Below are 23,139 nucleotides of genomic sequence, written 5' to 3' on the forward strand. Positions count from 1 at the left end.
CGATCATGAACGCATTGATCAGCATCGCCGACCTGCTCGAACATGGCGCCGCGCGCTGGCCGCATCGTCCGGCTTATGCCGACGGCGGCGGCACGCTGACTTACGACCAGCTCGCCCGCGCGGTCCGGCGCGCCGCCGCCGTACTCGCGGCGCGCGGCGTGCAGCCGGGCGAGCGCGTCGCGATCTATGCGCCGAAGCGCATCGAAACCGTGGTCGCGATGCTCGCGGCCAACGCGCTGGGCGCGATCTTCGTGCCGGTCAACCCGCAATTGAAGGAAGCGCAGATCGAACACATCGTCGCCGACAGCGGCGCCGCGCTGTTTGTGACCGGTGCGCAGCGGCTCAAGCGCCTGCCGGCGCTCGCCGCGCTCGTCGGCACGCGCACGCTGCTGATCGAGGAACTGGCCGATGCGATCGATTCGCCCGGCACCGACACGCCGACGTCGGCGGCGGCCCCCGCCGGCCGCCCGGTCGACGACGATCCGGCCGCGCTGCTCTACACGTCCGGCTCGACCGGCAAGCCGAAAGGCGTCGTCGTATCGCACCGCAACCTGGTGTCGGGCGCGTTCAGCGTCGCCGCGTACCAGCAGCTCGCCGACGACGACGTCGTGCTCGGCGTGCTGCCGCTCAGCTTCGATGCGGGCCTGAGCCAGCTGACGACCGCGCTGGCGTCCGGCGCGTGCTACACGCCGCTCGACTTCCTGCAGCCGGCCGAAGTACCGCGCCATTGCGACGCGTTCGGCGTCACGTCGATCACCGGCGTGCCGCCGCTGTGGATGCAGCTCGCGTCGGCCGGCTGGAGCGACGCCGCGCGCACGCGGATCCGCCGCTTCGCGAACACCGGCGGCCATCTCGCGACGCCGCTGCTGCACCGTCTGCAGGCGCTGTTCACGCACGCGTCGCCGCACCTGATGTACGGGCTGACCGAAGCATTCCGCTCGACCTACCTGCCGCCTGCGGATGCGGCGCTGCGCCCGACGTCGATCGGCAAGGCCGTGCCGAACGCGGAAATCCTCGTGCTGCGCGCGGACGGCAGCGAATGCGCGGCCGACGAGCCCGGCGAACTCGTGCATCGCGGCGCATTCGTCACGCTCGGCTACTGGAACCGGCCCGAGCTGACCGCGCAGCGCTTTCGCCCGCTGCCGCGCCGGCACGGCGAGATTCCGCGCCCGGACGTCGCCGTATGGTCCGGCGACATCGTGCGGCGCGACGCGGACGGCTACCTGTACTTCGTCGCGCGCGGCGACGACATGATCAAGACGTCGGGCTATCGCGTGAGCCCCACGGAGGTCGAGGACGTGCTGTTCGCGCTGCCGCACATCCGCGAGGCCGCGGTATTCAGCGTTCCGCATCCGGCGCTCGGCGAGGCGATCGCCGCGTGCGTCGTGTCGACGCTCGACGCCGACGCGTGCCGCATCGACATCGCCCGCGCGTGCCGCGACGCGTTGCCCACCTACATGAACCCGCTCGTCGTCGAGCCGCTGCCGGCGTTGCCGCGCAACCCGAACGGCAAGATCGACCGACCGGCGCTGAAAGCGCAGTATCGCGACGCGTTCGCGCGCCCGAACCTCGAGGAGACCGCCGCATGACCCCGTCGACGCTCGATGAACCCTGTGTCGGCGCGCCGCGCGTCGCCGCGCCCGGCACGCTCGCGTTGTCCGGCGGCGTCGTGGTGCTGCCGCCCGCCGTCGTGTTCAGCGCGATCCAGGCGCAGGAGCGCCATCCCGGCTACCGCCATCTGCTGCTGCCGCAGGCGCGCTTTGCGCGGCCGCGCGGCATGGGCGCGCTAACGCCCGACGAAGGCACGCGCCTCGCGCCGGGCGGCCGGCCCGCGCTGCGCGTCGCGCCGCCGGGGCGCAGCCTCGCGGATCTCGCCGCCGACGCGGCGCTCGACCTGCGCGACCAGCTCGGCTCCGGCGCGCTCGCGCGCACGACGCATCTGATCGTCGCCAGTTGCGCGCTCAACGAAGGCATCGGCGACTCGGTCGTCGGCCGCATGCAGTACGAACTCGGGCTGCAGCGCGTGACGCCGTTCGCGCTCGGCCAGAACGGCACGCTCGGCTGGTATTCGGCGCTGATGCTGCTCGACGGGCTGCTGCTCGACGAAGGCGACCAGGCGCTCATGATCCTCAGCGACAAGTGGCTCTACCCGTTCTTCCGCCAGTTCGGCGATCTGGTCGGTTACGGCGACGCGGCCGCCGCGCTGCTCGTGTCGCGCGCGGGGCCGGCGCCGGAGCCGGCCGCGTGGGGAGGCGTGCGCGCCGTCGCGATGGAGTTCGGGCCATCGGTCGCCGATCCGTGGGCCGATGCGCCGGCCGCGCTACGCGACACGCTCGCGCCGGTCGCCGCCCGCGCGATCCGCCGCGCGCTCGACCAGGCCAACCTGCGCGCGAACCAGATCGACTGGTGCGTGCCGCCCGGCTTCGATCCCGGCTTCGCGGCGCGCGTGGCCGACGCCGCGTCGATCCCGGTGGGCGCGCGCATCCAGCACGACGGGGCCGGCCATCTGTCGTCGGCCGAATCGGCCGCCGCGCTGATCCGGCTCGCGGGCGCGCTCGATGAAGGCGAACGCCGCACGGTGCTCGTATGGGACGCGGCGCTGCATGGCGCGGCGGCGGCGGCCGTCGTCGATCTGGCCGGCGGCCTCGACGCCGCGCTCGATATCGAAGGAGACGCATGATGAGCGCATACAAAGTCAGCCTGCGCGAGCTGCGCTTCTTTCTGTGGGAACTGTTCGAGGCCGATCGGCACTTTCTCGAACACGGGCCGTACAGCGCGCACGATCGTGCGTCCGTCGACGCGCTGCTCGAACGCGCGCGCGACTTCGCGCTCGACCTCGGGCGCAGCTACCAGCAGGCGGACGTCGAGGGCTGCACGCTGCTCGACGACGGCCAGGTACGGATTCCTTCGCATTTCCATGCGCTGTGGGCACGTTTTCGCGACGAGTGGTCGAACACGCTGTTCGGCACCGCGCACGGGCTGCCGCCGATCGTCACGCAGATGATCTACGAGATGTTCATGGGCGCGAATCCGTCGTTCATGACGTACGGCGGCTTCACGCGCCCCGCGGTCAAGCTGCTGCAGATGCACGGCACGCCGCATCAGAAGGCGCTGATCGCGCCGCTCGAAGCGTACCGCTGGGACGCGTGCTTCTGCGCGACCGAACCGCAGGCGGGCACCGACCTCACCGCGGTCGCGCTGCGCGCGACGCCGCTCGAACGCGATATCTACGCGATCGACGGCGAAAAGGTCTACATCTCGGCCGGCATGCACGAGCTGACGGAAAACACGCTGTATTTCGTGCTCGGGCGCATCGATACCGCATCGCCGGATTCATTCTCGCTGTCGTGCCTCGTCGTGCCGCGCTTCTGGCCCGACGAAGAGACCGGCGAGCTGCGGCCGAACCATGTCGACTGCATCGGCCTGCCGCGCAAGATGGGGCTCAAGGGCTGCGCGAACACGCATCTCGTGTTCGGCGCGAACGGCACGACGAAAGGCTGGCTGCTCGGCGGCCGGCGCAACGTCGGCCTGCTGCAGTTGATGCCGCTGATGAATCAGGCGCGGATGAGCACCGGGATGTTCGGCGTCGGCGTCGCGTCGAGCGCGTACCTGCACGCGGTCGAGTATGCGGGCCGCCGCCTGCAGGGGCGGCCGATCGAGCGCGCGTCGAACACGAACGCCGCGCGCGTCGCGATCGTCGAGCATGCGGACGTGCAGCGCATGCTGGTCGACATGAAAAGCCGCGTCGACGGTTGCCGCGGCCTGCTCGGCAAGCTCGCCGCGACCGCGACGCGCGCGGCGATGCTCGAAGCGACGCCCGACGCCGACCCGGCCGAAATCGAGCGCCACCGCAAGCTGCAACTGCTGCTGACGCCGATCTGCAAGGCGTTCATCTCCGACCAGGCATGGCGCATCTGCGAGACCGCGATCCAGGTGCATGGCGGGCTCGGCTATACCGACGCGAGCCCCGTCGAGCAGAACGCGCGCGACGTGAAGATCCTGTCGATCTGGGAAGGCACGAACTACATCCAGGCGCAGGACCTCGTGCGCGACAAGCTCGGCTTCGGCCGCCATTCGCGGCTGATCCAGTACTACCGCGACGAACTCGACGCATTCCTCGCCCAGCAGCATCACGCCGGCACGCAAGCGGAGCTGCGGCCGCTGTTCGACGCGCTGCGCGCGGGCGCCGACCGGATCGCCGCCGCGCTCGACGACATCGCGCGCGACGTGCAGGACGGCCACACGCATCGCAGCAGCCAGTTCTACACGCGCTTTCTGGAGATGTTCGGCGTGGTCACGTCGGCGTGGGTGCTGCTCGAATCGGCGACGATCGCCGCGCGCCGGCTCGATGCGCCGGAAACGGCCGACATGCCGGCCGAGCTCGCGTTCTATCGCGGCAAGCTGAAAAGCGCGCGCTACTACTTCGCGAACGTGCTGCCCGTCGTCGACCAGCACGCGGCCGTGATCGCCGCGATGGCGCACGCGGCGATCAGCGTCAGCAGCGACGAACTCGCCGCGGCGGAATGACATGGACACGACTCTCGATTCCGGCATCCCCGCCGCCCCGACCGCCGATGCGCCGCGCAACCTGCTCGGCCGCCCGACGACGCGCCATCGCGGCACTGACATCGACGGCGCGACGCTCGACCCCGAAGCGCTGCGCGTGCGCGATCTCGACCTGAACGCGCTGATCGGCGCGACGACGTTCGAAGGCGCGCTCGCGCATCTGTGGTTCGACGTCGCGCCCGGCCGCGCCGACCATCGCGCGCACGAGGCCGCGATCGCCGCGCGGCTCGCGGCGTTCGCCGACGCGCTGGCGCCCGGCTCGGTCGCCCAGTCGGTCGCGGCCGACCTCGGTGCGGCGGGCGTCGCGCCGGTGTTCGCCGCCGCGTCCGGCCTGCTGCGCGGCCTCGACGACGTGCTCGAACGCATGCGCGGCCCGGCGCCGGACGACGCCGATCTCGACACGATGCTGCTGTGCGCGGCCGCCGCGCCGTTCCTGCTGCACGCGGCGATCGAGGGCCGGCCGTTCGCCGCCGGCCCGCGCGCCGGCGGCGGCACGGCGCTCGACGCCGCGCGGACGCAAGCGCAACGCATGCTCGCGCTGACCGGCGCGACGCGCCACGACGCGCCGGCGCAAGCCGCGATGGACATGCTGCTCGTCGCGTGGCACGCCGGCTTCGGCTACATCACGCCGACCGTGCTCGCGCCGCGCGTCGCGATCGGCACCGGCGTCACGCTGACGCAGGCGATCGCGTCCGGCTTCCTCGCGAGCGGGCCGTCGCACGTCGGCGCGGCGCTCGAAGCGATGCAGTGGCTCGCGGCGCTCGCGCGATCGGTGCCCGGCGGCGCCGGCGCACCGTCGGCCGCGCTCGACGCAGCCGGGCGCGCGGCGATCGACGCGGCGCTCGACGCGAAACGCACGCTGTACGGCTTCGGCCATCCGCTGTTCGTCGCCGATCCGCGTCCGCCGCACATGCGCGGCCGGTTCGCGGCCTGCGGCTTCGGCGGCGGCTACGTGACGCTGTTCGACGCGTGCTGCGCGCAGGCCGACGCGCGCCGCGCGCTGCGGCCGAACATCGATTTCCTGACCGCCGCGACGCTGCTCGAACTCGGCGTCGCCGCGCCGTCGTGGGGCGTCGGCGTCGGGCTCGGCGCGCGCATCGCGGCGATGGCCGCGCATGCGGTGGAACGGCGCCGCCGCCCGGCGTTCGGCGTCAACAGCGCGACCGCGCGACGGCTGCTGGCCGCCGTGCCGGTCGGCTGGCTGTGAACCCTCACCCTTTCGCACAAGGAACGTCATGCTGCTCAAGAACCTGCGCCCGGCGAACGACTACGATCGCTTCGCCACCGAAACGCTCGAACCGTGGGACCTGCTGTTCATCAGCCGCATCCGCCAGCTCGCGCGCGGGATGACGCCCGGCACGATCGCCGACATCGGCACGGCCACCGGCGTCGTGCCGGTGCGGCTCGCGACCGATCCGGCGATGCGCGGCTGGCGCTACGTCGGCATCGACCTCGATCCGGCAATGCTCGACGAAGGCCGCCCGCGCATTCGCGAACTCGGGCTCGACGACACGATCGAGATGCGCGTCGGCGACGCGCTCGCGCTGCCGTTCGACGCCGGCACGCTGACGATGGCGGTCGGCCGCGCGACGCTGCACCATCTGCCCGACAAGGCGTTGAGCCTCACCGAGATGTACCGCGTGCTGGAGCCGGGCGGCATCGCGCTCGTACACGACATGCGCCGCGACGCGCCGCAGCACCTGCTCGACCGCTTCACCGAGATGCGCGCGGCCGCCGACTATCCGCCGACCCACGTCGAGGAAAAGATCACGCTCGACGAAGCGCATGCGCTGGTGGCCGAAGCCGGTCTGACGCAGGTTGCGTCGATCTACAGCCCGAGCGCGGGGCTCGGCGCGCTCGGCTTCGAAATCCTGCTGAAGAAACCGGCGCTGGCCTGAGCGATGACCGATCTCGCCTTCCTCGCCGCACATGCCGCCGTGCGGCTCGGCGCCGACGACGTGCACTGCACGCCGGTCGCGCCCGGCGCGACGCTGCCGCTGTGCGTGAGCCCGCGCAGCGCCGAACTCGCGACGTCGCCGGAGACGTTCGTCGCGTGGTACCGCTCGCGGCTCGACACGATCGACACGCTGCTCGATGCGTGCGGCGCGCTGCTGTGGCGCGGCTTCGCGGTGCCCGACACCGCCGCGTTCGGCCGCCTCGGCGCGCTCTACCCCGCACACGCGAACGGCTACACGGCCGGCGCCGCGCCGCGCCGGCAGATCGACGGCCAGGTCTACGAGTCGACCCGCATGCCGCCGCCGTTCAAGATCGGGCTGCACCAGGAGATGGCCTACATGCCCGCATTCCCGCGCCTCGTCGCGTTCTACTGCCGGCAGCCGGCCGACGCGGGCGGCGAAACGCCGATCTGCGACATGCGCCGCGTGACCGCGCGCGTGCCGGCCGCGCTGCGCGCGCGGTTCGCGGAACGCGGCGTGATGTACCTGCGCAATTTCGCGGCGCCGGGCGACCGTGCGGACGGCCTCGCCGCCAATCCGAACCTGCCGTTCGCCGCGTACCACCGGCCGTGGGACGACGCATTCGGCACGACGGCGCGCGACGAAGTCGAACGGCTGTGCGCGGAACGCGGCGTCGGCTGCCGCTGGCTCGACGACGGCAGCGTGACCGTGTCGCACGTCGGCAGCGCGCTGCGCACGCATCCGCGCACCGGCGAGACGGTGTGGTTCAACCAGGCGAGCGCGCAGCACCCGAACCCGCGCTCGATGGGCGCGCTCAGCTATCGCTACCTGCAGCGCATGTACGGCACGCGCGCCGCGTTTCCGTACGAGATTCGCTACGGCGACGGCTCGCCGATGCCGTTCGACGATCTGGTGGCGATCTACGACGCGCTCGACGAAGAGGAACGGGCGTTCCCGTGGCAGGCCGGCGACGTGCTCGTCGTCGACAACATGCTGGTCGCGCACGGCCGCAACCCATACCGCGGCGTGCGCGACACGCAGGTCATGCTGTTCGACTGAGGATGCCGACGATGAGCGTTTCGTTTCTTGCGTCCGTGCGCGCGATGTTCGGCCCGCCCGCCGCGTTCGACCGGCCGCGGCGCGCGGGCACGCCGCCGCTGCCCGACGCGCATGCGCCGGGCGCGGCGCTCGGCGCGCGCGCGATCGACGTCGCGGCCGGCGATTTCCGCTTCTCCGCGCGCCACGTACGGTTCCGGCTCGGCGCGATCACCGCGATCGTCGGGCCGAACGGCTCCGGCAAGACCACGCTGCTCGAAACGCTGCTCGGCTTCCGGCGCGGCGGCAGCGACGTGCGCGTGCTCGACGTGCCGGCCGAACGCTTCATGCGCGATTCGCGCTCGCTGCAGCGGATCGGCGCGCAATTGCAGAAGGTCGAGTATCCCGATCACCTGCGCGTGTCGGAGATCGTCGCGCTGCACCGCGCGATGTACGCGCACACCGATGCGGCGATCGCCGACGCGCTCGGCATCGCCGAACTGCTCGACAAGCCGTGCCGCGCGCTGTCGAAGGGGCAGCGCCAGCGCGTGGACCTCTACGTCGCGCTCGCGCATCGGCCCGAGCTGGCCGTGCTCGACGAACCGTTCACGGGCCTCGACCGCCGCTACGCGGGCGTCGTGATCGACCTGCTGCGCCACCGCGCAAGCGGCACGAGCATCGCGATGATCTGCCATTCCGAGGAAGAACTGAGCGTGGTCGACGATCTCGTGTGGGTGCGCGACGGCGGCGTGCGCTACCAGGGCGACCAGGACACGCTGCGCGCCGAGCTCGTCGGCGATGCGCGCGCGGTCCTGCATTGCCGCGACGAAGCCGATGCGCGCGCGCTGCGCAAGCGGCTCGCGGCGCTGCCCGGCGTGACCGGCGTGCGCGTGTCGGCCGCGCACGTGGTCGAGGCGTTCGGCGATGCGACGCTGCATCCGAACGTGCACCGGATCGTCGGCGAACGGGGCATCCAGCATCTCGCGCTCGCGCCGAGCACGCCGGGCGACCTGCTGCGCCTGTGCACCGAGGGCCCGAGCCATGACTAAGGTGTTCCTGATCCTCGTGCGCAACGAGCTGCTCGGCTATCTGCGCAGCCGCTCGTCGCTGTTCTGGACGCTCGTGTTCCCCGTGTTCCTGCTGAGCGTGATGCTGTTCGCGTTCGGCGGCTCCGGTTCGCTCGGCACGGCCGACATCGCGTTCGAGTTGCCCGGCGGCGCGACGCCGTACAACCAGGCGTGCCAGGCGCAGATCGTCGCCAGCCTGTCGCACAGCGACACGGTGAAGGCAACCTTCGGCGGCCACGGCGCGCCGGCCGAGCGCGTGACCGTCGTGCTCGGCGCCGACGTGCGCGCGCCGGCGACGATCCGCTACGACTTCAACGGCTCGCTCGCGGTCAAGGCGGCATCGAGAGTCGTCGAGATCGCGCTCGCGCGCTGCGCCGCGCAGCGGCTTGGGCTGCCGGCCGCGCAGGCGCGCTTCGAGAACGCGGCGCCCACGCGCCGCCCGTTCGACTACGGCGCGTTCTTCGCGACCGGCATCCTGGTGATGGCGTTCATGGCGATCGGCCTGAACTCGACGACCACCGCGATCGCCGCGCTGCGCGAGCGCAATACGTTCAAGCTGTACGTGTGCTTCCCGGTGTCGCGCGGCGTGTTCCTCGCCGCGCTGATCGTCGCGCGGATGGCGATGATGGCGCTGTCGGCGCTCGTGCTGCTGACGGTCGCGCGCGTCGCGTTCGGCATCGCGCTGCCGATCGCGACGCCGGACGGGCTGCGCGCGTTGCCGATCGTGCTGCTCGGCGCGGCGATGGTGCTGAGCATCGGCGTGCTGCTCGCCAGCCGCACGCGCTCGCTCGCGGCCGCCGAGCTCGCGTGCAACGTCACCTACTACCCGCTGCTGTTCTTCAGCGACCTGACGATCCCGATGCACGCCGCGCCCGCGTGGCTGAAGGCCGGGCTCGCGTTCCTGCCGACCAACCAGTTCGCGGTCGCGCTGCGCGGCGCGCTGGTCGACGGCGCGCCGTACGCGCAGCTCGCGCCGCAACTGCTCGGCATGACCGCGTGCACCGCGCTGTTCCTGTTCGCCGCCGCGCGGCTGTTCCGCTGGCACGACGCGTGACGCGTCGCCCCGCTGTTTCGACGAAGGAGAGACACAGATGAAATCGACCCATCCCATAACCGGCTACCTGCTGCACGCGAGCAACTTCCTGCCGGCGATCGTGTTCCTGTTCTACGGCCGGCTCGGCCCCGAACAGCCGGACCTGCGCTGGACCCACGCGTTCCTGATCGGCGGCGTGCTCGCGCTCGTGCACGGCGCGTGGCTGATGCGCCGCGCGGAGCGCAACAGCATCGCGCTCGGCGTCGACCTGTTCCTCGTGATCGGTGCGGTGCTCGCGCTGGTTTCGCCGACAGGTAGCCGTCTGTGGGGCGAGGAACTCGGGCCGGCCGCGATGCTCGTCTGCGTGCTGGTGGTCGGCATCGTGCATACCGCGTGGTCGGACGGCGGCTTCGTCGACGGCACGCTCGTCGATCGCGCGCGGGCGCGTTCGCTGTCGCTCGTGCTGCTCGCCGTCACCATCGTCGCGCTCGCGGTGTCGATCGCGATGCGCAACAGCCCGCTGTGGGGCGGCGTCGTGCCGCTGATCGCGCTGGTCGTCGTACGCGGCCGGCTGCGCAAGCAGCTCGCGCGGGCAGGCTGACGATGAACGCGCTGCCCGCACACGCGGCACACGCCGCGCCGCGGCACGCGCTCGCCGCAGCGCTCGGCGACGGCTGGCTCGAAGGCGCCGCATGCGAGCCGTATGCGACCGACGTCCTGCATCACGGCGGTGTGCCGCTCGGCGTCGCGCGGCCGGCATCGACCGCCGACGTGCGCGCGCTCGTTCGCGCCGCCGTCGCGCACCGGATCGCGCTCGTCGCCCAAGGTGCGCGCACGGGCCTCGTCGGCGCGGCCGTGCCCGATCGCGGCGGCACGCAATGCGTGGTGTCGTTCGAGCGGATGCGCGCCGTTCGCGCGTTCGATCCGGCCAATCGCAGCATCACGGTCGAGGCCGGCGTGCGGCTGTCCGACATCAATCGCGTCGCGGGCGACGCCGGGCTCTGCGTGCCGATCGATCTCGGCAGCGATCCGGCGGCCGGCGGCCTCGTCGGCGCGAACGCGGGCGGCAGCCGCCTGATCAAGTACGGCGACGTGCGCCGTCACGTGCTCGGCGTCGAAGTCGTGCTGGCGGATGAAGCCGGCACCGTGATCGACGCGCTCGCGCCGCTGCGCAAGCGCAACGCGGGCTTCGACGTCGCGCAATGCTTCATCGGCGCGAATGGCGCGAACGGGCTCGTCACCGCCGTGTCGTTCGCGCTCGCGCCGCTCGAACGGTCGTCGTGCGCGGTGTTCGTCGCGTTCGCGTCGTACGACGCCGCGCTCGCCGGCCTGCTCGCATTCGAACGCGCATTCGGCGAGATGCTGTCGGCGTTCGAATTCATGTCGGCGGCGGCGGTCGATTGCATCGCCGCCGCGTTTCCCGCATTGCGCGCGCCGTTCGAGGCCGGCACGGCCGCCTGCTACGCGCTCGTCGAGATCGCGACCGGCATGCCGGGGCTCGATGCGCTGCTGGAGGAGCGCGCCGTCGCGACGCTCGACGCGCTCGCAAGCGATCGCGCGGTGCTCGACGCCGCGTGCGGGCCGGCGGAACGGTTCTGGCGCATTCGCGACGCGCTGCCGGCCGCGGTCGCGCAGGACGGCCTGCCGCTGTCGTTCGACGTGTCGTTTCCGCGTGGCGCGCTGGCAGGATTCGTCACCGATGCCGAGCGGTGGCTCGCCGCCGCGCATCCGTCGCTGCGCTGTCATGCGTTCGGCCATTTCGGCGACGGCGGCTGCCATCTCGTCGTGTCGATTCCGCATGCCAACGCGGAACGCTACGGGGCGCTGCAGCAGGTGGCGCTGCGCGGCGCGCTGTACGACCGTGTCGTGCAGGCTGGCGGCTGCTTCAGCGCGGAACACGGCATCGGCCCGGTCAATATCGCGTACTACCGCAAGCACGTGCCGGCCGCGCAACGGCAACTCGCCGGCGCCGTCCAGCACGCGATCGATCCGCTCGGCCTGGTCGGGCGGGTCCGTTACTGATGCACCGCTTCGACACCCCACGGAGAATTCGCATGATGTCGCCATGCCCGCCCTGCCCAACCGTCGCCGCCGAGCCGGACGACGATCCGTCGTCCGCGGGCATTCCCGCGCTGCCCGACTCGGGTGCGGTGGTCAACGTACGTGGCGTCGCGTATGTCATTGAATTGCCGCCGCGTGACCATGCGCGGCCGGCGCTGTGGCGCGAGCTTGCGCACTGGCGCAACGATCGGTCGGGCGATGACGCATCGGACGGCGATGCCGAGCGCGATGCACCACCGGGTTAGGTGAGCGTTCGCGTCGCTCCGTGCGGTCGTGACGAGCGGCCGCACACGGTCGTCGTCGATGTCGATACAAGCGGGACTGCTGCTACCGGCGCCGATGCCGATGACCCACACCGCTTCACGCGGCGCGCCGAACACGGCCGCGTCGGCAGGCGGCTCACCCCGCCCGCGCCACCCGGAAGACCGACATCGCGACCTGCATCGACCCGGCCTGCTGCTCGAGCGCCGTCGCGGCGGCACTGGCCTGTTCGACCAGCGCCGCGTTCTGCTGCGTCATCTGATCCATCTGCGTGACGGCCTGGCCGACCTGGTCGATGCCCGCGCTCTGCTCGACGGTGGCCGTCGTGATCTCGGTCATGATCGTCGCCACGCGTCGCACCGACGACACGATCTCGTCCATCGCGCGCCCTGCCTGCGTCACGAGCGCATTGCCGTCGCGCACGTCGTCGATCGACGCGCCGATCAACTGCCGGATCTCCCGCGCGGCGCTCGCGCTGCGTTGCGCCAGCGTGCGCACCTCGCCCGCGACGACCGCGAAGCCGCGCCCGTGTTCGCCCGCGCGAGCCGATTCGACCGCCGCGTTGAGCGCGAGGATATTGGTCTGGAAGGCGATCCCGTCGATCATCCCGGTGATCTCCGCGATCTTCTGCGAGCTCGCGTTGATCACGCCCATCATGTCGACCGCGCGGCCGACCAGTTCGCCGCCGTGCTGCGCGAGGTCCGCCGCGCTTGCCGCGAGCGTGCTCGCCTGCTGCGCATTGTCCGCGTTCTGGCGCACCGTCGACGTCAACTGCTCCATGCTCGCGGCCGTTTCCTCGAGCGACGCCGACTGCTGCTCGGTACGGCTCGACAGGTCGAGGTTGCCGGCCGCGATCTCGCGTGCGGCCGTATGGATCGCATCGCTGCTGTCGCGCATGCCGGTGACGGTCGCCGCGAGCCCCGCCTGCATCCTCTTCATCGCCGCGAACAGCTGGCCGATTTCGTTTCGGCCGGCATCGGGCACCGTCACGGTCAGGTCGTTCGACGCGATGCGGTCGAGCAGCGCGGCCGCGTTCGCGAGCGGCCGCGACACGATCGCGCGCAGCGCGAAGTGCGTCGTGACGATCAGCGCGAGCGCCAGCGCGACGCCGATCCCGACCATCGCGATGATGCGCGTATAGGCGGCGTTGTCGGCGTCGATCGAGTCTTGCGCGAGCTGGTTGGCGATGCGCTGGAATTTCTCGACGTTCGCCGAATACACCTGACCGGCGAGCGTGATCTCCTTGTCGTTGATCGCCGCATACGCGGTGGTGTCGCCGTTGCGTAGCGCGTCGGCCGCACGCGCGAGCACGCTCGCGAGATGCGTCGACGACTCGACGAGCGCCTGCTTCAGGTCCGCGCCGAGGTTGCCGACCGGTGCGGCATCCTTGAACGCCTGCGTTTCCTTCGCGGAAAGATCGAACGTGCGTTGCGCGCTTTGCAGCGCCGAGTCGCGCTGCGCCGGATCGTCGTGCTCCTTCAGCGCCGAATACGCACGGACGAGCGCCGAGCGGGTACGCGTGCTGTCCTTGTAAGCGTCGTTGACGAGCGACGTCTGCGTCGCGATTTCGTGCAGGCGCTTCGCGTTCGTGTTCGCGCTGCCGAGCGCGACGATCCCGACGATGCCGCCGACGACGATCATCGCGGCGAACGCGGCGAGCACGGCAAGCAGACTGCTTTTCACTTTCAGATCACGCATGGCGAATCGACTCCCGAAGTTATCCCTTATCGGTTAACGACGGCGGCTGCTCCAACTTGAGTCGATCGACCGGTAGTTCGCGGCGCGGGCGAGTGTGCGAGTGCGGTTGCATTCCGTTCGCGAAACGGGCGGCACGCGATCGATGCCGCCCGTTGCGCCGCACACCGAATCAGTTCGTCCCGTCGTACGTGACGATCTCGACCCAGTTTGCGCCCTTGCCGACCGGATACTTGCCGATTGCGTCGAGATGCCCGGTAACGCGATCGATTCGGTACACGGCCAACGTCGGCGACAGTTGCCCGGCCGCGAGCAGATACCTGCCCGACGGATCGATCGCAAAGCCGCGCGGCTGCGGTTCGGTCGCGAACGTGCCGATCCGCGCGAGCGTGCCCGACTTCGCATCGACGCGATACGCGGCGAGCGTGCTCGACGTGCGCTCCGATGCGTACAGGAAGCGCCCGTCCGGCGTCAGATGCAGGTCGGCGCCCCACGGCTTGTCGCCGTGAAAATCGGGCGGCAGGATCGACACGGTCTGGATCGCCCGCGCATCGGCGCCGCCGTGCGACAGCGCGAGCACGTGCAGCTTGCCGTCGAGTTCGTCGATCAGGTAGGCGAACCGCCCGTTCGACGAGAACACGAAATGGCGTGGACCGGATTTCTCCGGCAGCCGATACGCAGGCTCGCCCGTGTCGGTCAGCGTGCCGGTCGACGCATCGAACGGCAAGCGCAGCCACGCGTCGGCGCCGAGCACCGACGCGAACGCATAGCGGCCGTCCGGCGACGGGCGGATCGCATGCGCCATCGGGCCGGTCTTCACCGTCTGCTGCACGTCGCCGGCCACGCCGTCCGCGCCGATCCGGTTCACCGCGAGCAGGTTGCCGCCATACGACGCCGAGAACAGGTAACGGCCCGACGCATCGGTCGACACGTACGCCATGCTGTCCGCGAGCGGCGCGCGGCCCAGCTCGCTCAGCCGCCCGTCGAGCGGATTGATCGCGAAGCTGACGACGCGATACGGCGTCGAACGCAATGCCGCGTACAGGCGCCGATGATCGGGCGACAGCGCCATCGGCATCACGGCGCCGCCGACCGGCACGGTTTCGATCGCGGTCAGCGCACCGGTCGCCGTATCGACGCCGAACACCGAGATGTCGCGGCTGTCGCTGTTCGACACGTACGCATACGTCGCCGCGTGTGCCAACGAAGCCACCATCGTCAACGCGGCCGCCGCCACGGCGCGCCGCAGGAGAGTCGTTTTCATGGAAGTGACGTGAAGTGAAGAAAGTGAACCGTGGATGCGACCGCGGCGCCGGACACCCTCGGTCGTCCGGCGCCGCGACGGGCGAAGCGTGCGATCAGAACACGGCGTGCCCGCTGATCACGCTCGGCAGCCACGTCGAGAAGAACGGCATGTACGTGACGATATTGATCGCGCTGAAGATCGCGAGGTAGTACGGCCACGCCATCTTCGTGGTCTCGCCGATCGACACGTTGCCGATCGCGCAGCCGACGAACTGCACCGAGCCGATCGGCGGGTGCACGAGGCCGAGCGAGCAGTTCAGCAGCAGCATGATGCCGAACTGCACCGGCCCGACCCCGCACGCCATCGCGATCGGCAGGAACAGCGGCGTCGTGATCAGGATGTGCGCGGCCATGTCGACGAACGTGCCGAGGAACACCTGGATGATGTTGATGTACAGCAGCATCAGCCAGGGCGCGGCGGTCGACTGCTTCAGCAGCCCTTCGATCGCATCCGGAATCTCCAGGTACGACATCTGGAAGCGCAGCATGTTGGACACCGCGATCAGCAGCAGCACGACGCCCGTCGTGCGCGCCGCATGCGACAGCGCGCGGCGCAGCTTCTCGGCCGTCAGCGTGCGGTAGACCACCGCGGTCAGCACGAGCGAGTAGACCACGGCGATCGCGGCCGCTTCGGTCGCGGTGGCGATGCCCTTCGCGACGCACACGAGAATGATCGCGATCACCATCAGCCCGGGCACCGCGCCGACGAAGCTGCGCAGCACCGCATACCAGCCGGGAAACCGCGGCAGCGCGGACGAGCCGTCCTCGCGGCGCGGATAGCCGTGACGCACGGCCTGCCAGTATGCGGCGGCGAGCACGAAGCCCATCACCCACAACACCGGCAACAGGCCCGAGAACAGCAGGTCGCCGATCGACACGCCGCTCACAGGCTGGCCGTGCAGCATCCCGGTGATGCCCTGCGCGGCGAACGCGTAGATGATCATGTTGGTCGACGTCGGCATCAGCGCGCCGGCGAGCGACGCATGCGTCGTCACGTTGACCGCGTACGCGGCGCTGTAGCCTTCGCGCTTCATCAGCGGAATCACCACGCCGCCCATCGCCGACGTATCGGCGGTCGGCGAGCCCGACACGCCGCCGAACAGCGTGCACGCGACGACGTTCGCCATCCCGAGGCCGCCGCGGAAGTGGCCGACGGTCGCCTGCGCGAAGCGCAGGATCCGGTCCGCGATGCCGCCGTGCAGCATCAGTTCGCCGGAGAAGATGAAGAACGGCACCGCGAGGAACGAGAACGCGTTCATCCCCGAGATCATCGCCTGCATCGCGGTCGCGATCGGCAGGCCTTCGACCATGTAGGTCAGTACGCACGCAATGCCGAGCGCGAACGACACGGGCACGCCGAGGACGAGAAAAATCAGAAAACTGACGGACAGGATCGCGAGTTCCATGGCGTTATTGTCCCGACGAAGAACGACGAAGCGCGAGCAGGTGCTCGAGCGAGAAGAGGATGATCGCAACCGCCGCGGGCATCGTGATCAGGTAGCGCACGCCTTCGGGCAGCCCGATGATCGGGATGCGGTCGCCCATCGTCTCGGCGGCCATGCTGCCGCAGCCGATCACGATCATGATCGCGAACGCGATCAGGCTCAGGTGCTGAATCGCGATGACGACCGTGCGCGCCTTCGGCGACAGCCGGCGCACCAGCGAATCGAGGCCGATATGCCCGCCGTCGCGCACCTTCATCGCCGCGCCGAACATCGCGATCACGATCACGAGCAACAGCGCGATCGGCTCGACGAAATCCGGCGCGTTGTCGAACACGTAGCGCATCACGACCGCGTAGAACACCAGCACCGTGAGCACCGCGAGACACGCCGACGCGATTCCCGCCAGCACGCGGAACAGCACGTCGTTCACGCAGCGCAACAGCGGCGCGGCGTGCGGCCGCGCGGGCCCCGCGCCGTCCGGGGCGGCAGCCGGCGAGCCCGCGGCCGCCGCGCCGTTCAGGGAAGTGCGACGCGTCACTTGGTTGCCTCGATCTCGTCGACGATCTGCTTCATCTGCGGCGTCTTTTCATACTTGGTCCACAGCGGCTGCATCGCCTTCACGAACGCCGCGCGGTCGACCTGCGCGGCCGGCACGATCTTCGCGCCGCCTTTCGTCACCAGTTGCTGCGCGGACGCCTCGCGCGCGGTCCACAGCTTCTGGTAGTACGGTACCGAATCGGCCGCCGCCTTCCTGATCGCCGCCTGCTCCTGCGGCGACAGCGTGTCCCAGACTTTCTTCGAGAACACGAGCACTTCGGGCGTCATCGCGTGCTGCGTCTCCGAGTAATCGGGCGCCACTTCGTAGTGCTTGGTTTCCTCGTACGACGGCAGGTTGTTTTCCGCCGCGTCGACGAGGCCCGTCTTCAGCCCCGTGTACACCTCGGCGAATGGCATCGGCGTCGGCGTGCCGCCCATCGCCTTGATCTCGTCGACCATCAGGTCGGACGGTTGCACGCGCACCTTCAGCCCCTTCATGTCGGCCGGCGTGCGCACCGGGCGCTTCGCGTAGATCGAGCGCGCGCCGCTCTCGTAGAACGTCAGCGCGATCATCCCCTTCGCGGTGAACGCGTCGAGGATCTTCTGGCCGGCCGGGCCGTACATCGCCTTGCGGAAATGGTCGACGTCGCGGAACAGGAACGGAAACGACGGGATCAGCGATTCCGGCACGATCTCGTTGAACGACGCGCCGTTCACGCGCGCCATGTCGATCGCGCCGATCCGCACCTGGTCGACCGTGTCCTTCTCCGAACCGAGCGCGCTGTTGCCGAACACCTTGATCGAATCCTTGCCGCCCGTCTGCTTCGACAATGCCTCGCCCATGAACTTCACGGCCATGTTGGTCGGGAAGTTGTCGCCGTGCACGTCCGCCGAGCGGAACACGCGCGCGTGCGCGGACATCGCGAAGCCGGTCATCAGCGCAACCGCCAGGGCGGTACGGGAGCCGGTGAATCGGTGCTTCATGGTGAGTCTCCTTGATGGTCGATCGTTGTTGTGCGGCGATCCGTCGGCACGCACCTGCGTCGCCGGGGCGCTTCGTCGGACCGCGGAGTCATACGTCGTATGATGTGTTGAGCGAATGTACGTCGGTTAATCGTTTAACTCACTCGGTGCATACCCCTATAACCTTTACCATCACGGGTCTTTTGCAGAAATCGGGGAACTGTATTCCCAGTATCTCAATTGTTTCGAGAAACGTTTTCCGGCGGCGAATCAGCAGGCGGTCGGACGCTGGCACCGCAGCCTCCCCGCATCCGACAGCCTTCTTTCGCTTCGCATCTCCACGTTATAGGATGACTGATCAGGCGACGCATTCGATCGATCCGGCCGGCGCGCCTACGGCAGCGAGGCGCTCGTCGGGCTCCCTGGAATGGATCGGCCGAATCCGTACGGGGTCCACGCGGGAGCGGCGCTATGACACGCGAGCGATCCGTCGCCGTCGCGCGCGGCCCGGCAGGCAGGTACGCGCGATGCTCGCCCGGACAGCGTGCCACGCGAAAGGAGCCTGTGATGTCGACCACGAAGCCATCAGCGATACCCGACCCGGCTACCCCGCCGAACGCCGGCGACGAAGGCCCGGCGGACGCGCCGGGCGTCGGCGAGGACACGTGCCGCGTGTGCCGCGGCACCGGCCGGGTGGAGGGCCAGCCGTGCACCGTCTGCGGCGGGACCGGCAAGATACTGCAGGGAATCGGCGGCGGATAGAGCCCGACGCGGCCGCGCCGGCGCGCATCGGTCGCTCAGGTCTGCATGACCAGTGACGTCAGTTGCGCGGCGCGGGCCACGTCGGTTTTCGTGTAGATCGACTTGATCTGCGCGCGGACCGTGCCGATCGATACGCCGCGCAGCGTCGCGCATTCCTGCGGCGAGCGCCCGTCGCAGCACAGCAGCACGGCGAGATCGGCCTCGGCCGACGACAGCCCGTAGAACACCCGCAAGCGCTGCGCGCGCGCCGCCGGCGAGCGCAGGTCGGCGGCCGTCATCAGCGCCGCGACCCCGGGCCGTTCACGCGCGAGGCGCGACTGTTCGGGAACGGGAATCAGCGCGAGGGGCAGCGGCTCGCCCGTCGCGCGCCGCAGCAACAGCCCGCCGCGCGCGAACGCATGTCGCCATTGCGCATCGTCGACGCAGCCTTCCGGCGCAAAGCGCCCGTTCACGATCCGCAGCGCCGGTTCCGCGGCGATCAGCTGATCGGCCGCGCGGTTCGTATAACGCAACTCGCGTCGCGCGCCGAGCAGGAACACCGGCACCGGCACGGCGTCGAGCGCGGATTCCGCGGCGGCCACGCGCGCCTCGAGCTCGCCGATGCGTGCGTGGATCCGCAGCGCCCGGCTGATGTGCGCGCCCATGATTTCGATGGTGCGGCGCTGGTCGTCGGACAGGCCCTGCGCGTCGGGCCCGCTCTGTACGCTCAGGAACGCGCCGGCGCGCTCGCCGCGGTGGATGTACAGGCCCGAGATGCTGCCGAGCCCGAACGGCTGCAGGAATTCCCGATAGAACACGCCATGTGTGCGCTGCCGCACCGACAGGTGCTTGACGTCCTCGAACCAGCGCCCTGCCGGCCAGTCGGCGGCAACCGGCACGACCGGGTCGTACAGGTAGAACTCGGTGTTGTAGCTGCGGTGGCACGCGGCCACCCATGACGAATCGTCGCCGGCCGCCCGCTCGATCGCCGGCACCCGCGCCGCATCGTCGAACGACAGCAGCGTCGCCATGCGTACGCCGACCGACAAACGCAGCCCGTCCAGCACCGCTTCCCATCGTTGATCGCCCAACGCCGCGGCGTAGACGTCATCGATCCATGCCGATGGAATCAACCCGTTCGTCTGCATCTGACCACCCCGCGCCGTGCGTTTATGTCGAACGCCGTTCGCGAATCTTACTCAATCGGTCTGGTTGTTCAAATCGGCGATGCGGGTTTGGTCGAAATACCACGTCTGTTTCCGCTTCTCGTCAGACGTAATGGTCGTTTTCGACACGGCGACGCAATCCGTGTCGACTCAGGCGACTGCCTGCGCGGTGCAGGCCGAGCGGGATGGCGGCCAGGTAAAGCAGCGACGACGACGCGATGGACCGCGTTTCGCTGACCTGCCCGACGATGTGCTTACTTCATCGCCGCGAACCGCGCTTCCATCGCGTCGATCTTCGCGAGCACGGCTTCGCTCAGCTTTCTGACGTGACGCGGCACGTTGGGCGTCGACAGCAGTTCCTCGATACGCCCGCGCCAGTAGCGCGGATGCCGGACGCGACCCGGGCCCGACATCGACACGTCGTCGACGTCCGTCTCGCTGTCCAGCAGCGCCACCATTCTCTGGATGTGAGAGAGCTCTCGTTCCACATAGTCTCGTGCGAGCATAGTGATTGACATTCCCCGAAATACGACATCAGACCTACCGCGATCCATGCGCGATCACCCGCGGCGCCAACCACGCACCGCGCACGTGGCGCATCGGCGCACGCGACGACCGCGTCGATCGCCGCGAAACGGCAGGCCTGCTCGATTGTTCTGGTGATATCCGGTCTCCGGTGCCTTGTTGACCATCGTAGGCGTACCGCTCGGCGCCGGCATCCCCAAAAGTGGGGATGCCGGCCGATATGGGCCGGGAACGGCTTCCGGAAATGACGGGGTGGAAAAACGGCGGGTGCGTCACGGCGCGACAGATTCCCGACAACACGATGGCGCGCGTTGCGGCGAGTCGCGCGGGTTTCACATCTGACGAATGGAGCGCCGGCAAGCCCGGCACGATCCGCTCTTTCCGCGCGGACCTGCTCGAACCCCGATCGCACGCCGACGCGATGGCCGATTGCGGCACGGTGTTCCATCCCGCGTCGCCCTTCACGATCACGGTCGGCGATCCGCGGAAGGCGCTGGCCGATCCGGCGGCGCTCGGCACGCGCACCGTCTCGAGACGGCAAAACCGTACGCCGTCGCCTGCGGCGTGTCGTGCCGACCAGCAGTTGCGCCGCGATCTCCGGCGACAACGCCGATCTCGCGGCGACGTCCGATGGTGTGTTCACCGAAGCAACCTGGGAACACCGGCTCGTCGCTGCCCCGTCAACCCGGTTCGTATTCGAAGACGGTTGCCGGGCGCGAAGGATGGAAGATCGCCGCAAAGCGGCTCGTTCCGTCGGCCCGGCCACTCCGGATCAACCGGCAGCGGCGCCGCGATTCAGCCCGAAGATGAAATCGGCTTCGACCGCCGCGCCCTTCGGCAATTGCAGCACGCCGACCGACGAGCGCGTATGGACACCGGCGTCGCCGAGCACCGCGTACAACACGTCCGACGCGCCGTCGGCCACTTCGCTTTGCATCGTGAAGCCCGGTGCGCTTCGCACGTACACGGTCATGCGCGGCACCGTCGCGATCGCATCGAGCGTGCCGCACCGGTTGCGGATCAGCGACAGCGCACGCAGCGCCGAGATACCGGCCGCGCGGCGGCCGTCGTCCAGCGAAACGGATTCGCCCACGATACCGACGAAATGCACGACTTCCCCGATTCGCGGAATCTGGCCGGCAATGTAGGCCGTCCTGCCATCGACCAGAACCGGCGTGTACTTTCCGCCAATGCGGATCGTTTCGTCCGGATCGAATCCGAAATCGGCGGCGACCTGTTTCAGTCTGTCATCTCTGTTCATCAGTGAATTCCCCAATCCTTCTGAAAAGAGATAAAGAATAATTGAGTCTCCGAAGCTTGTCCCGCATGAGAGGATCGGACGCAAACGATCCAATCGAACCACTTCTCAGGTGTTCGAAGCAGTCGCGCATTGCCATATCGACAATGGAATTCGTAGTCGGCGCAATTTTCTTCATCATTCGGGCTGAAACCGCTATCATGTATGGACACAACCTGAAGAGTGATATATGGCAACTTACAAGGAACTGAAAGCCCAAATGGATGCTTTGGCCGAAAAAGCCGAAGCAGCGCGCGTCGCGGAATTCCAGGCGATCGTCGACGACATCCGCACCAAAGTCGCGGAATACGGCATTACCGAAAAAGACATTTTCGGTACGCGCCGCGGTCGGCCGTCCAAACAGGCGGGCGCCCCCGTGCAGGCGAAGTATCGCGATCCGAAGACCGGGGCGACCTGGTCGGGCCGCGGTCGCGCGCCCGCATGGATCAAGGATGCGAAGAATCGCAATCGATTCCTGATCCAGGAATAAGATTCCCGCCCTGTGCCGGCGCGCGATTCAACGCGCTGTCCGGCGATTGCGGCATTGATTGGGGCATCGATACCGGCGGTATTCCAAGGCCGCACCGGTAGACGAGGTTTTGCCCGATCGGCATGTCGCGCGCCGGTCTATCGACCACGCGTGCCGCACGCCAATCCTTTCTTCAGCGTTCGTAATAGACGGCAAGCCAGACGGTTGGCACTTCGTCATGCGTCCACGCGACACGATGGCGGCAATGCGGCTCGATCAGCACGTAATCTCCGGCGTGCATGTCGAGCCGCGTTGCATTTTCTTCGAATTCGAGCACGGCCGCACCGGACAGCAGCACGACCCATTCGGCCCGCGGGTCGTCATACCAGAATCCGTCCGGGCTCGCGTGCCCCATCGATACGATTCGCTCGACATTCACGCGCGCGCCCGTGACGAGCATGTCGATTCGCTCGTCGCCGCCGCGCCGCCCTTCGACGCTGAATAAATTACCGGTTTGAAGTGGCATGGCTTCGCCTCGTCGTTGACTGTCGGGTAAAGGGTGCGGGTTTAAAGGCGCCGGGCAATGTCCGCTGCACGCTGACGTCGCCCGGGTTTGCACGAATGTCGTTAAAAGCCGCGTCAAAAAGATGAAGAATGACGGCGATTTCACCGGCGCTCATTCGTTGCAGCGATAAAGCACGCACCCGGCATTCTTTTAGCGGCGCGCACGTCACCACGGGCCATTTCGGTTAAAGCAGGCCGACATCCGGCCGGCCTGCGCAGCGTCGAGCCTGGGCCGTTCACGCGAATAACGGGCTTGCGAACGTGCGTCGATCGACGCATTTTCCGTTCGCTGTCCGGCATGAGCAAGCATCGGCCCGTACATTCATTCTTTATTTCGATTCGCGGTTGCGTTTGCCCGATCAGCGACGATATTGTCCGGGCCATCGATATCGATACAGGCGCCAACGAAGTGCCGGCCCTCGCGGCGCCCGGCATCGATTGGCGCGTCGCGCATCCGGGCACGCGTCTTCGCCGGTCGTTTGAAATCCCGCCC

The 23,139-nt window shown here is 69.1% G+C and carries 22 protein-coding genes; 13 read left to right on the plus strand and 9 right to left on the minus strand.

What is annotated here, in order from left to right:
* The first annotated feature begins 5 nt into the window (after positions 1–5).
* From CFB35_RS29445 to CFB35_RS29495, 11 genes are read left to right on the plus strand one after another with little or no spacing between them, the layout of a single operon-like run.
* On the plus strand, positions 6–1,589 hold the full coding sequence (locus CFB35_RS29445) for an acyl-CoA ligase (AMP-forming), exosortase A system-associated (RefSeq protein ID WP_089465925.1): 1,584 nt from the start codon (positions 6–8) through the stop codon (positions 1,587–1,589).
* Complete coding sequence (locus CFB35_RS29450) at positions 1,586–2,680, plus strand: hypothetical protein (protein ID WP_089465926.1); 1,095 nt, start codon at positions 1,586–1,588, stop codon at positions 2,678–2,680. Before CFB35_RS29445 ends, CFB35_RS29450 begins: the two co-directional genes overlap by 4 nt.
* Positions 2,680–4,527, plus strand: coding sequence for an acyl-CoA dehydrogenase (locus CFB35_RS29455; protein ID WP_059579165.1), 1,848 nt, complete (start codon positions 2,680–2,682; stop codon positions 4,525–4,527). Before CFB35_RS29450 ends, CFB35_RS29455 begins: the two co-directional genes overlap by 1 nt.
* 1 nt (position 4,528) lies before the next feature.
* Entirely contained in the window at positions 4,529–5,773 is a 1,245-nt protein-coding gene (locus CFB35_RS29460; protein WP_089465927.1) for a citrate/2-methylcitrate synthase, read from the plus strand.
* Between the two features lie 28 nt (positions 5,774–5,801).
* Positions 5,802–6,464, plus strand: a complete 663-nt coding sequence (locus CFB35_RS29465; protein WP_059579171.1) for a class I SAM-dependent methyltransferase — start codon at positions 5,802–5,804, stop codon at positions 6,462–6,464.
* 3 nt (positions 6,465–6,467) lie between these two features.
* Positions 6,468–7,541 carry a TauD/TfdA family dioxygenase gene (locus CFB35_RS29470; RefSeq protein WP_089465928.1) on the plus strand — a complete coding sequence of 358 codons (1,074 nt, stop codon included), beginning with the start codon at positions 6,468–6,470 and terminating at the stop codon, positions 7,539–7,541.
* An 11-nt stretch (positions 7,542–7,552) separates the two neighbouring features.
* Positions 7,553–8,566: an ATP-binding cassette domain-containing protein gene (locus CFB35_RS29475; RefSeq protein ID WP_059579610.1), complete on the plus strand. Its 1,014-nt coding sequence runs from the start codon at positions 7,553–7,555 to the stop codon at positions 8,564–8,566.
* Complete coding sequence (locus CFB35_RS29480) at positions 8,559–9,638, plus strand: ABC transporter permease (protein WP_089465929.1); 1,080 nt, start codon at positions 8,559–8,561, stop codon at positions 9,636–9,638. Before CFB35_RS29475 ends, CFB35_RS29480 begins: the two co-directional genes overlap by 8 nt.
* A 37-nt stretch (positions 9,639–9,675) precedes the next feature.
* Entirely contained in the window at positions 9,676–10,218 is a 543-nt protein-coding gene (locus tag CFB35_RS29485; RefSeq protein ID WP_089465930.1) for a permease, read from the plus strand.
* Positions 10,219–10,220: 2 nt separating this feature from the next.
* Positions 10,221–11,639, plus strand: coding sequence for an FAD-binding oxidoreductase (locus tag CFB35_RS29490; RefSeq protein ID WP_089465931.1), 1,419 nt, complete (start codon positions 10,221–10,223; stop codon positions 11,637–11,639).
* A gap of 32 nt (positions 11,640–11,671) precedes the next feature.
* Positions 11,672–11,923, plus strand: coding sequence for a hypothetical protein (locus tag CFB35_RS29495; protein ID WP_059579186.1), 252 nt, complete (start codon positions 11,672–11,674; stop codon positions 11,921–11,923).
* 154 nt (positions 11,924–12,077) lie between these two features.
* Here the strand turns inward: CFB35_RS29495 and CFB35_RS29500 are convergent, their stop codons facing one another.
* The 5 genes from CFB35_RS29500 to CFB35_RS29520 form a co-directional block, all read right to left on the minus strand.
* A complete protein-coding gene (locus CFB35_RS29500; protein ID WP_089465932.1) occupies positions 12,078–13,637 on the minus strand; it encodes a methyl-accepting chemotaxis protein in 1,560 nt (519 codons plus the stop codon).
* Positions 13,638–13,806: 169 nt separating this feature from the next.
* Entirely contained in the window at positions 13,807–14,898 is a 1,092-nt protein-coding gene (locus CFB35_RS29505) for a beta-propeller fold lactonase family protein (RefSeq protein ID WP_059579190.1), read from the minus strand.
* Between the two features lie 94 nt (positions 14,899–14,992).
* On the minus strand, positions 14,993–16,345 hold the full coding sequence (locus CFB35_RS29510) for a TRAP transporter large permease (protein ID WP_059579193.1): 1,353 nt from the start codon (positions 16,343–16,345) through the stop codon (positions 14,993–14,995).
* A gap of 4 nt (positions 16,346–16,349) precedes the next feature.
* Complete coding sequence (locus CFB35_RS29515) at positions 16,350–16,922, minus strand: TRAP transporter small permease (protein ID WP_059579196.1); 573 nt, start codon at positions 16,920–16,922, stop codon at positions 16,350–16,352.
* Positions 16,919–17,905: a TRAP transporter substrate-binding protein gene (locus CFB35_RS29520; RefSeq protein ID WP_089465933.1), complete on the minus strand. Its 987-nt coding sequence runs from the start codon at positions 17,903–17,905 to the stop codon at positions 16,919–16,921. Before CFB35_RS29520 ends, CFB35_RS29515 begins: the two co-directional genes overlap by 4 nt.
* A gap of 546 nt (positions 17,906–18,451) precedes the next feature.
* On the opposite strand from CFB35_RS29520, the gene CFB35_RS29525 reads away from it, so the two are divergent.
* Positions 18,452–18,646, plus strand: coding sequence for a hypothetical protein (locus CFB35_RS29525; protein WP_081066444.1), 195 nt, complete (start codon positions 18,452–18,454; stop codon positions 18,644–18,646).
* Between the two features lie 35 nt (positions 18,647–18,681).
* On the opposite strand, the gene CFB35_RS29530 is transcribed toward CFB35_RS29525, so the two are convergent.
* From CFB35_RS29530 to CFB35_RS29545, 3 genes are all read right to left on the minus strand, one after another.
* Positions 18,682–19,716, minus strand: coding sequence for a helix-turn-helix transcriptional regulator (locus tag CFB35_RS29530; protein ID WP_256940237.1), 1,035 nt, complete (start codon positions 19,714–19,716; stop codon positions 18,682–18,684).
* 329 nt (positions 19,717–20,045) lie between these two features.
* Positions 20,046–20,297: a hypothetical protein gene (locus CFB35_RS29535; RefSeq protein WP_059639011.1), complete on the minus strand. Its 252-nt coding sequence runs from the start codon at positions 20,295–20,297 to the stop codon at positions 20,046–20,048.
* 791 nt (positions 20,298–21,088) lie between these two features.
* Positions 21,089–21,577: a RidA family protein gene (locus CFB35_RS29545; protein WP_089465935.1), complete on the minus strand. Its 489-nt coding sequence runs from the start codon at positions 21,575–21,577 to the stop codon at positions 21,089–21,091.
* 226 nt (positions 21,578–21,803) lie between these two features.
* On the opposite strand from CFB35_RS29545, the gene CFB35_RS29550 reads away from it, so the two are divergent.
* Positions 21,804–22,103, plus strand: coding sequence for an H-NS family nucleoid-associated regulatory protein (locus tag CFB35_RS29550; protein ID WP_059579211.1), 300 nt, complete (start codon positions 21,804–21,806; stop codon positions 22,101–22,103).
* 172 nt (positions 22,104–22,275) lie between these two features.
* Here the strand turns inward: CFB35_RS29550 and CFB35_RS29555 are convergent, their stop codons facing one another.
* Positions 22,276–22,608 carry a cupin domain-containing protein gene (locus CFB35_RS29555; protein WP_089465936.1) on the minus strand — a complete coding sequence of 111 codons (333 nt, stop codon included), beginning with the start codon at positions 22,606–22,608 and terminating at the stop codon, positions 22,276–22,278.
* Between the last annotated feature and the right edge of the window lie 531 nt (positions 22,609–23,139).

It is taken from the genome of Burkholderia sp. AU16482 (assembly GCF_002223285.1).
Taxonomy (GTDB): domain Bacteria; phylum Pseudomonadota; class Gammaproteobacteria; order Burkholderiales; family Burkholderiaceae; genus Burkholderia; species Burkholderia semiarida.